Consider the following 15,673-nt stretch of genomic DNA (forward strand, 5'->3'; position numbering starts at 1 on the left):
TTACTAATTTTATAGTGCAAAGTTAATAATTAAAGTTTAATAAATTCGTTTTGAGTATAACTTTAGTATAAAGCAACCAGTCTTGCCATATTTTTATTTAATTTTGTTTTAAGATGAACACAAAGAAACCCGAAAAAAGAAGGATAAAACGAAAGTTACTCGATAAGTACCGCTTGGTAATTCTTAACGAGCATACCTTTGAAGAACGCTTATCTATCAAGCTTACACGTTTAAATGTGTTTGTTTTAGCCTCATTAACAGCCATTATTTTAATTGCTGGTACTACTATGCTAATTGCATTCACTACCTTACGGGAGTATATACCCGGGTATTCTTCGGCTTCATTAAAGAAAAGAGCAACCGAATTAAATTATAAAACAGATTCATTACTGCAAGTAATAACCCTTAACGATCGATATTATGCGTCAATAAAAAAGGTTTTACAAGGGGAAGTGAGCTCGTTAGATTTTTCTAGAGATTCTATTATTCAAGCGGTGAAATTAGAAGCGAGCGAGGTAAATTTAAAACCAACGGCAGAAGATTCTATTTTAAGGCAAAAAGTGGATAAGGAGGATAAATATAACTTGTTTGAGTCGGCAACATCGGCATCTAACTTTATATTATTTCCGCCAGTGAATGGTACCATAAGTGAGACGTATAATGTAAAAAATAAGCATTTTGCGGTTGATGTTGTTGTTGCAAAAGGCACGCCAATAAAAGCAACGGCCGACGGAATTGTTATTTTTGCAGAATGGACGGCAACCACAGGATATGTGGTTATTATTGAACATAGTTATGGATTAATTTCAGTGTATAAACACAACTCTGCATTAACAAAAACTCAAGGCGATTTAGTTAAAGCGGGTGAAGTGATAGCAACAGCAGGAAATACAGGAGAGTTGTCTACAGGACCGCACTTGCATTTTGAACTTTGGAATGATGGTTACCCCATAAACCCAACAAACTTTATAGATTTTAAATAGATGATATCAATAAAATCAGCTTTAGCAAAACCTTTTGCAAAACGGGTGCATTACAAAATTCAAAAGTGGGCTAATAAGCCATTGGAAACCCAAGAAAAAGTGTTTCGAAATTTAATTTCAGATGCCGCTGGTACTGAGTTTGGGAAGGATCACGATTTTATAAGTATCAATACCTACGAGGATTTTGCAAAACGGGTGCCTATAAGAGATTATGAAGATTTAAAACCTTATGTGGAACGCGTGGTTGCTGGTGAAAAGAATATTCTTTGGAGAGGAAAGCCTGCTTATTTTGCAAAAACATCGGGTACCACTTCGGGCTCTAAATACATTCCAATAACTAAAGACAGCATGCCTTACCATGTTGATGCTGCCAAAAATGCTATTTTACTGTATATATACGAAACCGGAAACAGCAAATTTGTAGATGGTAAAATGATTTTTCTTCAAGGAAGTCCCATTCTTAAAGAACAAAACGGCGTTCAATTAGGGCGGCTTTCTGGTATTGTGGCGCATTATGTGCCTAAGTATCTTCAAAAGAATCGATTACCTTCTTGGAAAACTAATTGTATAGAAGATTGGGAAACGAAAGTAGATGCGATTGTTGAAGAAACGCTTCCGCAGGATATGACTATTATTTCTGGTATTCCGTCGTGGGTGCAGATGTATTTTGAAAAAATTCAGCAAAAGACAGGAAAGAAGGTGGGAGATGTTTTTAAAAACTTCAACCTCTTCATTTTTGGAGGAGTAAATTACGAGCCGTACCGTGCTAAATTTGAGAACCTCATTGGTCGTAAAGTAGATAGCATTGAGTTGTATCCGGCAAGTGAAGGTTTTTTTGCCTTTCAAGATAAACAGAATGAACGCGGGATGCTACTTCAGTTGAATTCAGGAATGTTTTATGAGTTTATTAAAGCAGATGAATTTTTCAATGAAAACCCAAAACGAATCACGATTAAAGATGTTGAAAAGGGCGTTAATTATGTGATGATTATTTCAACAAACGCGGGTCTTTGGGCTTATAATATTGGTGATACGGTCGAGTTTACTTGTACAAAACCATACCGTGTTATCGTGTCTGGACGTATCAAACATTTTATTTCAGCCTTTGGTGAGCACGTAATAGGAAAAGAAGTTGAGCAGGCCATGCAAGAAGCCGTATTGGGTACCAATGTTCGTGTTTCAGAATTCACGGTCGCTCCTCAAATTAACCCAAAAGAAGGTTTGCCTTATCACGAATGGTTTGTAGAATTTGAAAATGAACCGGATGATATTTCAGCTTTAGCTAAAAAAATAGATGCATCTCTTCAAGGACAAAACAGTTATTATTTCGATTTAATTAAAGGTAATGTTTTACAACCTCTTAAAATCACGAAGGTGAAAAAGGACGGTTTTCAAGAGTATATGAAATCTATTGGGAAATTGGGCGGTCAAAATAAGCTACCAAGGTTGTCCAACGACCGGAAAATAGTTGAGGGTTTTCCGCAGGTAATTTAAACCAAATAGTAGTATATTTGCCACGTTAAAAAAAGAGTATGAGTAACAAAAAACATCACGAAAGAACAAGAGCCCAAGAAAGCTCGAATGCCATCGAGCGAATGTATGTTACTATGCGTCATTTGTTTAATAGAGGTTTTTATAAACCAATGGGTATTTCGGGTGAAACGCTTCGACAAGCATTATTGCTTTTACGACCAGAAATTTATGGTTCTGTAGGCGAAGAAAAAGCCGAATTAGAAGGCTTACTTTATGTAATTGATAGACTTCCTGTAGGCATTGAAGAGTGTACTTTTATTAATTTAACAAGTGACGAAGGGTACTCAAATTCCCATTTCAAGCCTATTATTCCAGAAAAAAGAAGACGTAACTGCTACAGAATTGATGCAGAGCAAATGAACATTGAGATTACACGCGGACGCTCTGAAATCTATGATATTTTAACGCATATTACCTTCATTTTTATTGAATCGCATAAAATTAGTAATCGTGTTTTAATTGATGAAAGTGGTGCGACAACCAGAGATTGGGTTAAGCTAGAAAAAGCAGTCTTATCAAAAACAAAATTAACACAAACAGAACGCGAAATTGCTATAACTCATACAGCGAATATTTTAGGACGTACGTTTGATGAGTTAAGAGCAGTTTATGCTGATTTTTCGACACCAACAAAACCCGAACGTTTATTACACATTGTGTATTGGTTGGGTAAATTGGCCATTGAAGAGCAAATAAATAATAACAAACGAACAGTAACATTTAGTCCTGTTTTAAGAGAACGCTTAGGGCACCATATTCACGGAGAAATTTGGGCAAATACCATTAAGGAAGTTCTATATAAGAATGATTTATTAGAAAGACCAATTCATATTATTAGTGCTAACATGCACAGTGTCATGAATACGCTTTTTGCGCCTTCAGCTTTGAAAACGTCGGCATCAAAAGATATTTATGGTGTTTATGAGTCTTTAAGCAAGAAAGAGAATAATGATTTGCGAAATAAAGTAACCAAGGAAGCGTTACAAAAAGGCATGATTTATATCGAGGATGCTTCGGGTACAAAAATAGATGTTCAAATTTTTGATACGAGTAAGTTAGATGTTTCCAAATTGGATGTTCCTATTAAAGATGCCAAAATAGCCTCTGAAAAACCTGTTATTTTGGTGATGGATTATGCTTTTGGAGAACAAGCTTATGAAACCATAGATGAATTATTAAAACCTTATAAGGCTAAGGGAAGTAAAATTCATATGAACATCGATTCTATTTCCATAATGGGGAAAGCAGGAATTTTAGAAGGAGGAAAAGGAGATATCATGATTCCTACAGCTCATATTTTTGAAGGAACAGCCGATAATTATCCATTTGTAAACGAACTTTCAAAACAAGATTTAGAAGGACACGGGGTAGATGTATATGAAGGAACCATGATTACCGTTCTAGGAACCTCGCTTCAAAATAAAGATATTTTAAAATTCTTTTACAATTCTACCTGGCGTGTTATTGGATTAGAAATGGAGGGCGCACATTATCAAAAAGCCATACAAGCGGCCTCTAAAGTAAGAGGCAGCATTGGGCCAGATGTTAAAGTGAGATATGCCTATTACGCGAGTGACAACCCATTAGAAACGGGTGCTACATTAGCCTCTGGAGGTTTAGGAACCACAGGCGTAAAACCAACGTATTTAATAACAAGAAAAATAATAGAACAAATATTTAATTAATAATAAATTTTAATGAGTAACGATTTACAAAAACCACAACAATCTGAAGAAGTAGATTTAGGGCAGATATTTAAACTTATTGGGGATGCTTTTGATAGGTTGTTTAAGTTTGTTGGAAGTATTTTTAAGGCTGTTTTTTCAGTTATAATTTTTTCTATAAAGGCTGTTTTAGATAATTATAAAATTATAGTTTTAACCTTAGTGGTCTCTGCCATTATAGGGCTTGTACTCGAGAAAAAAAGCCCTGTAATTTATAAATCTCAAATGCTAGTTAAGCCATATTTTGATTCTAAATATCAATTGGTGACTAATATTAATTACTATAACGCCCTAATTAGAGAAAAAGACCATAAACAACTTAAAGAGTTATTCGGCATTGATTTAAAAGATGCAGGGGAAATAATAAACTTTGAAATTAACCCGGGGCCAGAGACAGAAAACGATAGAATTGTTCAGTATGATGAATTTGTAAGATCTATTGATAGTGTAAGGGCACAAGATATTAGTTTTGAAGATTATGTTAAAAATAGAAGTATTTTTTCAGGAGAAATTTTTGAAATAAATGTAACATCTACTAAGAAGGATATTTTCAGGTCGTTAGAAGAGGGGTTAAACTCTACGTTTACCAATACCTATTCTAAGAAGAAAATGCAAAAACGAGATTCTTTAATTACGATTGAAAAGGAACGCGTATTGATTTCTTTGAAAGACGTTGATTCATTGAAAAGAGTGTATATAAACGTCATGGAATTAGAATCAAAATCAGATAATTCTGGTCATTTGGTGTCATCTAAAGATGGGGTTATTTTAAACGAAAAAACTAAAACAAGAGAATATGAATTGCTGGAAAAACAAATAGAATTACAGCAAGAATTAAGTGCTCTTGAATCTCAAAAGGTAGAGGAAGATGTGTTTTTTGATACTATCTCTAGTTTTCAAGATGTAGGGGCAAAATACCAAACGATATTTATGAAGTATTCTCTGATTTTTCCATTCATAGCATTTGTCGTTTTATGTATTCTTTTTTTAGGAGTAAGATTTGTAAGGTTTGCTAAAAGCTATGAAGGATAAGAATGTCTTAGTTACCGGAGGAGCAGGATTTATTGGTTCTCACGTCGTAAGGCTATTTGTAGAAAAGTATCCAAATTATCATATTTTTAATTTGGATGCGCTTACCTATGCCGGTAATTTAGAAAGTTTAAAAGTTATTGAGAATAAGGCTAACTATACCTTTATAAAAGGTGATATTACGGATGAAGTTTTTATAAATCAATTATTTCAGGATTATAAATTTGATTCTATTATTCATTTGGCAGCAGAATCACATGTGGACAGATCTATTGAAGATCCCTTGGTATTTGTAAAAACAAATGTTATTGGCACCATGGTTCTTTTAAATGCTTTTAAGAATACTTGGAAAGACAATTTTGAAAATAAACTGTTTTACCATATTAGCACCGATGAAGTTTATGGAACCTTAGGAGAAACAGGATTGTTTACAGAGATCACCTCTTATGACCCAAATTCACCATATTCAGCTTCTAAAGCAAGTTCAGATCACTTTGTGAGGGCTTATGGTGAAACTTATGGGATGCCGTATGTTATAACAAATTGTTCTAACAACTATGGCCAAAATCAGTTTCCAGAAAAATTGATTCCATTATTCATTAACAACATTATCAATAATAAACCATTGCCTGTATATGACGATGGAAATTATACTAGAGACTGGTTATACGTTAAAGATCATGCTGTTGCTATTGATTTAGTTTTTCATGAAGGAAAAAAGCATGAAACCTATAACATTGGTGGTTTTAATGAGTGGAAAAACATCGATTTAGTGACGTTATTATGCCAACAAATGGACCAGAAACTAGAAAGAGTAAAAGGAACGTCAGGGAAGCTAATAACCTATGTGAAAGATCGTCCTGGGCATGATTTAAGATACGCTATTGATGCGTCAAAAATTAATAAGGAGTTAGGATGGAAACCATCTGTAACGTTTGAAGAAGGACTAAATAAAACGATTGATTGGTATTTAAGTAATGAAGCATGGTTACAAAGTGTTACAAGTGGAGATTACCAATCCTATTATCAGAAACAATATAGGAATTAAATGAAAGGAATCATATTAGCAGGAGGCTCGGGTACACGGTTACACCCACTTACTAAAGTGGTAAGTAAGCAACTTATGCCTATTTATGATAAGCCCATGATTTATTATCCCCTAACAACATTAATGTCTGCAGGAATAAACGAAATATTAATAATTTCAACATCAAAAGATACACCGAGGTTTAAAGAACTTTTAGGGGACGGTAAAGATTACGGATGTACTTTTGAATATGCTGTTCAAGAACAGCCAAATGGATTAGCAGAGGCATTTTTAATAGGGGAGTCGTTTATAGGGACTGATAATGTGGCTCTTATTTTAGGCGACAATATATTTTATGGCTCTGGACTAGAAGGCACTTTACAAGCCTCCATGAACCCTCAAGGGGGCGTTATATTTGCATACCATGTTCAAGACCCACAACGTTATGGCGTGGTGGAATTTGACGCTCAAAATAAAGTAACCTCTATTGAAGAGAAACCTGAAAAGCCAAAGTCGAATTTTGCCGTTCCTGGAATTTATTTTTACGATAATTCGGTAGTTGAAATAGCAAAAAACATAAAACCAAGTAAGCGCGGTGAGTTGGAAATTACCGATGTTAATAAAGTATATTTAAAGCTAGGACAATTAAAAGTTCAAATTTTAGACAAGGGAACTGCTTGGTTAGATACAGGTACCTTTACATCACTTATGCAAGCTTCACAGTTTGTACAAGTCATAGAAGAGCGTCAAGGACAAAAAATTGGTTGTATAGAAGAAGTAGCTTATAAAATGGGCTACATAAATAAGATTCAATTACATGAACTAGCACAACCATTACTTAAAAGTGGTTACGGCGAATACCTTCAACAATTATAAAAATTATGACAGTTGAAGAAACATATTTAGGAGGCTGTTTTGTAATAACACCCAAAGTGTTTGAAGATGAAAGAGGCTACTTTTTTGAGAGCTTCAATAAAAACGTGTTTGAGAAAGAGGCAGGAATAGTTGCAGATTTTGTTCAAGACAATCAATCTAAATCATCAAAAGGAGTTTTAAGAGGGTTGCATTTTCAAAAAGGAGCCTATGCTCAAGCTAAATTAGTACAAGTTATAAAGGGCAAAGTTTTAGATGTGTGTGTAGATATTCGAGAAGGATCACCAACATTCGGGAAACATTATTCATTAATACTTGATGACCAAAATAGACAACAATTGTATGTCCCACGAGGTTTTGCTCATGGTTTTGTGGTTTTAGAAGATCATACTATATTTTCATATAAATGTGATAATTTTTATAATAAAGAATCAGAAGGAGGCATCATATACAATGACGAAAATTTACAAATAGACTGGAGTTTTCCAAAGGATAAACTCATCATTTCAGAAAAAGATTTAATACTTCCAACATTTAAAACGTTAGAAATTTAATTTCTTTTTTATGAAAAAAACAAGAAGCATATTAGTCACAGGTGCTAAAGGTCAATTAGGAAAAACAATTGAAGAATTATATTCTAAGAATGATGTTAATTTGGAGTTTACTTTTGTATCAAAAGAGGTTTTAAACATCACAGAACCAAAAGAAGTCAAGTTGTTTTTTAATGAAAATCAATTTGACTATTGTATAAATTGTGCCGCATATACCAACGTGGAACAAGCAGAGAAAACACCCGATACTGCTTATAAAGTAAATGCAGAGGCTGTTAAAAATTTAGCAGAAGCATGCAAAAATAATAATACGGTATTAATTCATATATCAACCGATTATGTTTTTGATGGTGAAAAAAGTGAACCATATGAGGTAACCGATTCTCCAAACCCAATAAACGAATATGGTAAATCTAAATTGCTAGGAGAACAATATATACAAAATACTATAAATAATTATTTTATAATAAGAACATCGTGGCTATACAGCAAAAAGTATGGCAAAAACTTCTATAAATCGATACTTGAAAAAGCGAAATTTGAAAAAGAACTTTTTATAACAGATGAGCAAAAAGGGTGTCCAACAAACACGGTTAGTTTAGCAGAGTTTATCTATCAAATAATAATGAAGAGAAATAGTAACTTTGGAATTCATCATTTTTGTGATGAAAAAGCAATGACATGGTATGATTTTGCTCAGCAAATTTTGATCGAAAACAATTTATTAAAAAAAATAAACATTGTGTTAAGTAATAACTATCGTACTTTTGCAAAGCGACCAATAAATTCTGTTTTAAAGAACAATTAACTAATAATTGGCAACTGCAGACCAAATTAGAAATAGCAAGATTAATTTAGTATGAAAGAAAGAAAAAGAATATTAATTGTTTTTGGCACAAGACCTGAAGCCATTAAAATGGCGCCATTAGTTAAAGAGTTTGAAAAAAACTCAACTAGTTTTGAGACGAAAGTTTGTGTTACTGCTCAACATAGAGAAATGTTAGATCAGGTATTAAATTTTTTTGATATTCACGCAGATTACGATTTGGATCTTATGAAACCAAATCAAAATTTATATTCTTTAACATCCGATATAATTTCCAATTTAAAACCCGTATTGGAAGATTTTAAGCCCGATTATGTTTTTGTTCATGGAGATACCACGACTACTATGGCAACAAGTATTGCAGGTTTTTATTTTGGGGCTCAAATTTGTCATGTCGAAGCAGGATTAAGAACATATAACATGCAATCTCCATTTCCAGAAGAAATGAATAGAACGGTTACTGGTGTTGTTACAAATATTCATTTTTCGCCTACCTTAACTTCTAAGCAAAATCTATTACTTGAAAATAAAAAAGAAGCTAATATTTTAGTTACAGGTAATACCGTTATTGATGCTTTACTTTATAGTGTGAAGAAGGTGAACTCTAATAACTTTATAGATAAGGAAATAGAAGGTTTAAAAGAACTGGTAGAGTTAAATAAAAAGATTATTCTTGTAACTGGACATAGAAGAGAAAATCATGGTCAAGGCTTTATAAACATCTGTGAAGCATTGAAACAGATAGCGATAGAATACCCAGATTGCCAAATTATTTATCCTGTTCATCTAAACCCTAATGTTCAAAAGCCTGTATATGAGTTATTGGGAAATATTGAAAACATAAAATTAATTTCTCCACTTTCATATCCATCATTTGTTTGGTTAATGGAAAAATCATACCTAATTATAACAGATAGTGGTGGTGTACAAGAAGAAGCCCCTAGTTTAGGCAAGCCAGTATTGGTAATGCGAGAAACAACCGAAAGACCAGAAGCTGTTGAAGCAGGTACGGTTTTACTTGTAGGCACAAACCCAAGTAAAATTATTTATGAGGCACTAAGATTATTAAAGGATAAAGAAGTGTACAACTCTATGAGCATGTTGCATAATCCATATGGAGATGGAAGTGCTTGTAAGCAAATTGTAAATCATCTTTTAGGTTAATAGAGGAATTACTTAATGAAAAAACTAATAAAAGCTTTAAAGCAGCATGCTTATACGCAAACAATATTTACACTTGCTTTAAGAGGATTTGGTGTTTTGTTTTTATTTGGTATATCATTTTTAATGACAAATAACTTTCCTCCTTCAGTTGTTGGAGAATACGAGTTTATTCGTGTTTTTTTACTGGTTACAGGAAGTATTTGCTTATTAGGCACGGATGTTTCAATAATTTACTTTTCGGGCAAATTAAAGGCCTTAGGTAGCTTTTCATCTATCAAGAAAGTATATTATTCAATATTAAAAATAGTAAGTGTATTATCATTAGTTTTAGTCTTTTTATTCTTTTTGTTTTTCACAAAAGAGAACGTCAATGCATTTTTTGAAGATTCGTTTTATGATATTATTCTAAAAAGTTTCATATGTTTAATCTTTTATGTGATTACACTTTTTAATTCTGAAACTCTTAGGGCATTAGATAAAACCGTTCTTTCAGAATTATTTAGAAATATTTTTAAGTATGTTCCTTTAGGCATAGGGATTTTTCTTCAAATAAAATATCCGTCCTATTTAAGTATTTCTGAATATTATGTTTATGGCTTTGTTGTGCTATTTTTATGCTCTCAGTTAGCTGTGCTATACCAATTTAATAATATGGTAAGTACAAAACATGAGCAAGGGTATAAGGCTAAAGATATTATTAGAATATCTTGGCCTATGGGATTTAGTAGTTTTATAATGTTTTTGCTGCTAAGTGTTGATGTATTTTTACTAAAAAAACACTTTGGAAACGATTACGTTGCATATTATGCCATAGCTGTAAAGCTCATAACAATTTTATCAATAATCATTATTAGTTTTAATATAAATGTATCGCCAGAAATTGCTGAATTATATTCATTGCGTAAAACTAGTAGTCTACAAAATACAGTAGCCGATTTAGCTAAAAAAGTGTTTTTGATTAATGTCTTTCTAGCCTTAGGAATGGTTATTTTTATAAAGCCAATATTACTAGCTTTTGGAAGCGAATATATAGTAATAAAAGATACTTTTTATATCTTAATCATTTCCCAACTATTTACTTCTGCTTTTGGTGTAGTTCCTGTATATTTAAACATGACAGGCAGAGCTAAGGTATATCAAGCTATTTTAATAGTGTCTTTAATAATTAATATAATATTAAACCTTATTTTAATTCCTAAATATGGAATTAATGGCGCTGCTTTCACTTTTACTTTCACTGTTATTTTTTGGAACATATGCGTTGTGGTATATGTATATAGAAAAGACAAAATAAAATTAAGTTTTTTATGATGCGAGTTATATTTTATTTACCAACAAAATCAATAAATGATGCCACCGAGTATTATGTGAACTTGATAAGAAAAGCTTTTGTTGAGGAAAACATTGAAGTCATACAGTTTGCAGAAAATAATTTTGAAATAACATCCTCGGACTACATATTTACAATAAGAGTTAGGGATTTTATTGATATTTATAGAAAAAACAGAAAGGCTAAAATAATTATGTGGTTCCAAGGGGTTGGACCCGAAGAATATTTAATGCTTAATAATTATAGTATTAAAGCTTATATCATTTATAACTTATATAATATAGTTGAAAAAATAACTATAAGAAAAAGTTTTTATAACCTCTTTGTGTCTGAAAGGATGCAAAAATATTTAAAAGAAAAGCATTCCTACAATAAAAAAAATTATACTATAATCCCTTGTTATAATAAAAATTTACTGAAAGAGTATTTCGACTTATCCTTAAAACCAAAATCCACTTTTGTTTATGCGGGGAGCCTTTATTCCTGGCAGTGTTTTGAAAAAACTATTAGTTTATATAAGGAAATAGAGCTTAAGAATAAGAATGCCTTTTTAACCATCCTAACAAAGGAAGTAGAAGTTGCTGAAGCCCAGATTAAAGAACTTGGGATAAAAAACTATGATGTTTTTTATGTTGAGCTTAAAGATTTAGAACAAGAATTAAGTAAACATAAATATGGTTTTATTTTAAGAGAAGACCATATTATTAATAATGTAGCAACGCCTACTAAGATGAACACGTATTTATCTGTAGGGTTAATGCCTATTTATACAAATGTTATCGACTCATTTAGTGAGAATTTGAATTTAGGAGATTATGAAATTAAAACTTCTGCAAATGAAGATTTAATTGAAATATCAAATAAAATAATTGAACACGATGATTTGATTATTGATTACAATGATTTTTATGATAATTGTAAAAATAATTTCGCTGGCTATTATGATGATGATTTTAACATTAATAAGGTTAAAAAGGAATTTATAGATAAGAATGTTTTTCCGAATAGCTAAAAGTCAAATATATCCCATTTTATTTCAATTTGAATTGTTTTTTTGGTCATATAGTTGTTTTAGGGCTTATTAGAAGATAATCAGTAATGATTATATATAAAATACTAAAACCCTTGAATTTTCGAAAAAATCAATGAAGATTTTATAATTATAAATAAAGAAAACATCAAAAAATGATTCTTAAAGTTAAAAATTCTGTCTTTGTTTTTTTTCTAATAACATTATCCGGTTTTTTTGTTTCTATACTTAGCTATTACGTATTACCAGGGCATTTTTACAACGATACCAAAACCATAATATACGATAAATACAATGAAATTGGTTTGGTGGGGAGTTATCCTTTTACCATTTGGTTTTATAATGTTACTGGCCTCAGGCATTTTCATTTTATTCTTATAGGGCTAATTCAATATATTATTGCAATGGCTATGGTATACAATTTAGGAATTCCAGAACGGTTTGATAAACTAACCGTGAAAAATTTTCTAGTGTATTTAGGTGTTTTTATGATAGCTATTTTTCTATCAATGCCTAGTAAAGAGTTTTTAAATTATATATATATATATATTATAGTTAGGTTGATTCAGCAAAAAAAGCGAGGATATAAAACAACGGTTTTCTTTGTTTTTATTTTATTATTAGTATTTAGTTATTTTTTTAGACCATATTACTTGCTAATTGCAATAGTTGGTATTGTTTTTTTTATAACCAGTAAAATAAGTTTCAAAAATAAAAAAGTGGCTACCATTTTTTATGGTTTAGCCATGGTAATAGTAATGTCCTTGAGCTATGGAGCCGTAAAAGGAAAATTCATTTCTCAAAAAACAAGAGAAGATCTTAATGAACTAAGAATTTCAGGAGATACAGCGACGAATTCAGCCATTGTTTCTCCAATATCTGTCGATACATGGTACGGAGAGTCATTTGGTATAGTTTACGGCTTTTTTTCAGTAAACTTCCCTCTAAACGGCTTAAAGCACTTATTGTCTCCACAGATAATAGTTTTTGTTATATGGCAACTATTATTATTTGTAATATTATTTTGGCGTTATGGTAAATGTTTAAGACAAGGTGTAAATGATAATTATGAATTATGGGCTTTTTACGTATTGTTTTCCTTTTTTATTGTGCAAGGGGTTTTCGAGCCTGATCTAGGTTCTGCCATTCGTCATAAAATTGGGGTTTTTCCATTAATATATTTTGTATTGTATTATGATTCTTTCAGAAAAAAGGTTTAGTGAAATAATTAATATTTTTATTGTTTTAATAATTTCCACTATATTTTTCAGGGTATTATGCACCTGGATTATGATCCTGTTTGTTGTTTTTAATTTATTTTTTTTTAAAAGATTACATTTTACAAAAAAGGCATTTATTTTAATCCTGTGTATTTCTTCTCCTTTTTTATTGGAACTATTATTCTTTTGGAATAATAGTTCTTTATATGAAGGTTTGAAAACTGCTGAAAAAACAGTGTCCTTACTACTCTTACCTCTGTGCATAATAGGGAATAGAAATAGAATTAATCTTTATAAAATAATAGATTCCTACGTATTTACAACTTTAACTTTAATGTTGATTTTGTTTGTTGGATTTATGATTATTTCTCCTAAGTTTTTTGATGTGTATTTAAAAGGTCAAGAGCTGTGGGAAGTAGGTTATGAGTTTGCCAAAAGTTTTGGAATGCATGCACCTGTTTTAAATATGCATTTAGCATTTATAGCTGTATGTTGTTTTTGGTTTGTTTTAAATTCGTTAAAAAATAAAAATAATGTAAAACTTATCTTTAACGTGTTGTTGGGGCTATTAAGCTTCTTTTTTGTTTTGTTTGTAAATACACGAATGGCACTTGGTACCACGCTTGTTGGTGTTGCCATTGTGTTCTTTTATGAAGTTATTATAAAGTATAATTTATATAAAACTATTCTAATTTTTCTAGTAAGTATTACAATTGGTTTAGGGACGTTTTACCTTTATATTCAGAAAAACCCATATATGAAGGTTAAGTACTTTGATGTTACTCTTGTACATATGGATAAGATAAATAAATTGGATTTAATTGAAAAACCTGAAGTAGAAGTGTTTAACTCCTTAGTTACACGATTGTCTATTTGGAATTCTTCATGGGAATTATCTAAAAAAAATCTTTTGTTAGGAGTTGGATCAGCTGATAGTAAAAATGAATTATTTGAATATTACAGACAAACAAATCAAATGTTTCTGTACAAATATAAATTTCCTGTACATAATCAGTTTTTAGATTCTACTTTAAGGTTTGGAATATTTGGTTTTCTTGGGGTTCTGCTGTATTTACTAACGATAGGATACATTGGTTTTGTGAAAAAAAACTCAATTATTCTGGGTCTATTCTTAATTTTTACTTTATCTAATTTAACAGATGATTTCTTGATTCTGTTTCACGGAATTGTGTTTAGTGGGTTTTGGGCCTCTATTTTTGCTTGTTATTATTTAGAAAACGACAAATCTTCTTTATAGAGTAAGTACAAATTATTGAAATTTTTGTTAATATCAAATACACTTTTACAACGTTTTAAGCCATTTTCGCCCATTCTTATACGGGTGTTTTCATTTTCTAAAGCATTAAAGTATTCGTCAAGTTTATCATCTATTTTTTCAAAAAGAAAACCAGTCTCATTATGAAGAACGATGTCTTTGTTTCCTATAATGTTTGTAGCAATAATAGGTTTTTTTAAAGCCATTGCCTCTAATATGGCTATAGGCAGGCCTTCCCATAAAGATGTTTGCATATATACGTCTATAGAACTTAGGTGTTTTAAAACCTCTGTTTCATTAAATAACCACCCAGTAATTTTAATATTAGGAGCTGTAATTTCTTTTCTCAGATTGCCATCGCCAATCCATATAAAATTGAAGTCTTTGTATTTTAACGCTATATTGTTAAAAAGTTGTGGGTTTCTAGCCTCAGTTATTCTTCCAACGATACCAATAGTTAATTTTTCGTTTTGGGGTTGTTTATAGTGTTTAGCAATGTTTTTTATATTAACCCCATTCCTTATTAATTTTGATTTCCCAATCTCACTAGCAATTTCGAATTCAGTATCTCCACAAGCAACAGTTGTTGCTCCGAAAAAATAATTCATTTTAGATTCAATAAATTTGTAAATGTTCTTTTTGAATGTTGAAATATCTGTTCTTATGAAGGAGTATCCATGTGGCGTATAGTAAACGTTTTTTTTATTCTTTAAAAAAGACAAAGATATCCTACCTAAAACTCCAGCTTTGGAGGAGTGTAGATGCACAACGTCTGCATTAATATATTTAAGGGTTTTTGTTAATTGTATAGTAGCTTTTATATCTTTTGTGATAGAAAAATCTCTAACCATAGGTATTTCTATGAGCTTGATGTTTGAAGAAAATTCTTCTTTGATTTTCGAAGGATTAATTTCGCCTCTATTGCCGCTGTAAATTATGAATGTTTCTACTTCCTTGTCGATGTTGCCAAAAAAGAAAGATAAGGCTTTAAAGTAGGTATAGACCCCACCTCCCAAAGCTTCTACAACGTGTACTACTTTTATTTTTTCCATAATAAAAAAATTAGTCCTAATTTTGAAGCGAAGTTCATCAATTAATATGAAAAAC

The 15,673-nt window shown here is 31.3% G+C and carries 14 protein-coding genes; 13 read left to right on the top strand and 1 reads right to left on the bottom strand.

Annotation, left to right across the window (positions count from 1 at the left end):
* The first annotated feature begins 113 nt into the window (after positions 1-113).
* The 13 genes from Q5N74_RS08100 to Q5N74_RS08160 all read left to right on the top strand — a co-directional run bounded on the left by Q5N74_RS08100 (position 114) and on the right by Q5N74_RS08160 (position 14,548).
* Entirely contained in the window at positions 114-983 is an 870-nt protein-coding gene (locus Q5N74_RS08100; protein ID WP_304388264.1) for a M23 family metallopeptidase, read from the top strand.
* The gene (locus tag Q5N74_RS08105; protein WP_304388265.1) at positions 984-2,477 is read left to right on the top strand and encodes a GH3 auxin-responsive promoter family protein; all 1,494 of its coding nucleotides are present in this window, start codon (positions 984-986) and stop codon (positions 2,475-2,477) included.
* A gap of 38 nt (positions 2,478-2,515) precedes the next feature.
* The gene (locus Q5N74_RS08110) at positions 2,516-4,201 is read left to right on the top strand and encodes a hypothetical protein (RefSeq protein WP_304388266.1); all 1,686 of its coding nucleotides are present in this window, start codon (positions 2,516-2,518) and stop codon (positions 4,199-4,201) included.
* Between the two features lie 12 nt (positions 4,202-4,213).
* Positions 4,214-5,272 (top strand): hypothetical protein, encoded by a 1,059-nt coding sequence (locus tag Q5N74_RS08115; RefSeq protein WP_304388267.1) that lies wholly within the window; start codon positions 4,214-4,216, stop codon positions 5,270-5,272.
* On the top strand, positions 5,262-6,317 hold the full coding sequence (gene rfbB, locus Q5N74_RS08120; RefSeq protein ID WP_304388268.1) for a dTDP-glucose 4,6-dehydratase: 1,056 nt from the start codon (positions 5,262-5,264) through the stop codon (positions 6,315-6,317). The genes Q5N74_RS08115 and rfbB overlap by 11 nt, the downstream gene beginning before the upstream one ends.
* Positions 6,318-7,172 carry a glucose-1-phosphate thymidylyltransferase RfbA gene (rfbA, locus tag Q5N74_RS08125; RefSeq protein WP_304388269.1) on the top strand — a complete coding sequence of 285 codons (855 nt, stop codon included), beginning with the start codon at positions 6,318-6,320 and terminating at the stop codon, positions 7,170-7,172.
* 5 nt (positions 7,173-7,177) lie between these two features.
* Complete coding sequence (gene rfbC / locus Q5N74_RS08130; protein ID WP_304388270.1) at positions 7,178-7,723, top strand: dTDP-4-dehydrorhamnose 3,5-epimerase; 546 nt, start codon at positions 7,178-7,180, stop codon at positions 7,721-7,723.
* 10 nt (positions 7,724-7,733) lie between these two features.
* Positions 7,734-8,528: a dTDP-4-dehydrorhamnose reductase gene (gene rfbD, locus Q5N74_RS08135; RefSeq protein ID WP_304388271.1), complete on the top strand. Its 795-nt coding sequence runs from the start codon at positions 7,734-7,736 to the stop codon at positions 8,526-8,528.
* A gap of 51 nt (positions 8,529-8,579) precedes the next feature.
* Entirely contained in the window at positions 8,580-9,710 is a 1,131-nt protein-coding gene (gene wecB, locus Q5N74_RS08140) for a non-hydrolyzing UDP-N-acetylglucosamine 2-epimerase (RefSeq protein ID WP_304388272.1), read from the top strand.
* Positions 9,711-9,725: 15 nt separating this feature from the next.
* A complete protein-coding gene (locus tag Q5N74_RS08145) occupies positions 9,726-11,021 on the top strand; it encodes a polysaccharide biosynthesis C-terminal domain-containing protein (protein WP_304388273.1) in 1,296 nt (431 codons plus the stop codon).
* Complete coding sequence (locus Q5N74_RS08150; protein ID WP_304388274.1) at positions 11,018-12,052, top strand: hypothetical protein; 1,035 nt, start codon at positions 11,018-11,020, stop codon at positions 12,050-12,052. The genes Q5N74_RS08145 and Q5N74_RS08150 overlap by 4 nt, the downstream gene beginning before the upstream one ends.
* Positions 12,053-12,225: 173 nt before the next feature.
* On the top strand, positions 12,226-13,290 hold the full coding sequence (locus tag Q5N74_RS08155) for a hypothetical protein (RefSeq protein ID WP_304388275.1): 1,065 nt from the start codon (positions 12,226-12,228) through the stop codon (positions 13,288-13,290).
* Positions 13,265-14,548, top strand: coding sequence for an O-antigen ligase (locus Q5N74_RS08160; protein WP_304388276.1), 1,284 nt, complete (start codon positions 13,265-13,267; stop codon positions 14,546-14,548). The genes Q5N74_RS08155 and Q5N74_RS08160 overlap by 26 nt, the downstream gene beginning before the upstream one ends.
* Here the strand turns inward: Q5N74_RS08160 and Q5N74_RS08165 are convergent.
* Entirely contained in the window at positions 14,518-15,618 is a 1,101-nt protein-coding gene (locus tag Q5N74_RS08165) for a glycosyltransferase (RefSeq protein WP_304388277.1), read from the bottom strand. The genes Q5N74_RS08160 and Q5N74_RS08165 overlap by 31 nt on opposite strands.
* Positions 15,619-15,673: the final 55 nt, after the last annotated feature.

It is taken from the genome of Mariniflexile sp. AS56 (assembly GCF_030552475.1).
Classification (GTDB): Bacteria; Bacteroidota; Bacteroidia; order Flavobacteriales; family Flavobacteriaceae; genus Mariniflexile.

What these genes read in the sequence shown, in the direction of transcription:
- Q5N74_RS08100 (WP_304388264.1), top strand. Translation starts at nt 114, where the DNA reads ATGAACACAAAGAAACCCGAAAAAAGAAGGATAAAACGAAAGTTACTC.
- Q5N74_RS08105 (WP_304388265.1), top strand. Translation starts at nt 984, where the DNA reads ATGATATCAATAAAATCAGCTTTAGCAAAACCTTTTGCAAAACGGGTG.
- Q5N74_RS08110 (WP_304388266.1), top strand. Translation starts at nt 2,516, where the DNA reads ATGAGTAACAAAAAACATCACGAAAGAACAAGAGCCCAAGAAAGCTCG.
- Q5N74_RS08115 (WP_304388267.1), top strand. Translation starts at nt 4,214, where the DNA reads ATGAGTAACGATTTACAAAAACCACAACAATCTGAAGAAGTAGATTTA.
- rfbB (WP_304388268.1), top strand. Translation starts at nt 5,262, where the DNA reads ATGAAGGATAAGAATGTCTTAGTTACCGGAGGAGCAGGATTTATTGGT.
- rfbA (WP_304388269.1), top strand. Translation starts at nt 6,318, where the DNA reads ATGAAAGGAATCATATTAGCAGGAGGCTCGGGTACACGGTTACACCCA.
- rfbC (WP_304388270.1), top strand. Translation starts at nt 7,178, where the DNA reads ATGACAGTTGAAGAAACATATTTAGGAGGCTGTTTTGTAATAACACCC.
- rfbD (WP_304388271.1), top strand. Translation starts at nt 7,734, where the DNA reads ATGAAAAAAACAAGAAGCATATTAGTCACAGGTGCTAAAGGTCAATTA.
- wecB (WP_304388272.1), top strand. Translation starts at nt 8,580, where the DNA reads ATGAAAGAAAGAAAAAGAATATTAATTGTTTTTGGCACAAGACCTGAA.
- Q5N74_RS08145 (WP_304388273.1), top strand. Translation starts at nt 9,726, where the DNA reads ATGAAAAAACTAATAAAAGCTTTAAAGCAGCATGCTTATACGCAAACA.
- Q5N74_RS08150 (WP_304388274.1), top strand. Translation starts at nt 11,018, where the DNA reads ATGATGCGAGTTATATTTTATTTACCAACAAAATCAATAAATGATGCC.
- Q5N74_RS08155 (WP_304388275.1), top strand. Translation starts at nt 12,226, where the DNA reads ATGATTCTTAAAGTTAAAAATTCTGTCTTTGTTTTTTTTCTAATAACA.
- Q5N74_RS08160 (WP_304388276.1), top strand. Translation starts at nt 13,265, where the DNA reads ATGATTCTTTCAGAAAAAAGGTTTAGTGAAATAATTAATATTTTTATT.
- Q5N74_RS08165 (WP_304388277.1), bottom strand. Translation starts at nt 15,618, where the DNA reads ATGGAAAAAATAAAAGTAGTACACGTTGTAGAAGCTTTGGGAGGTGGG.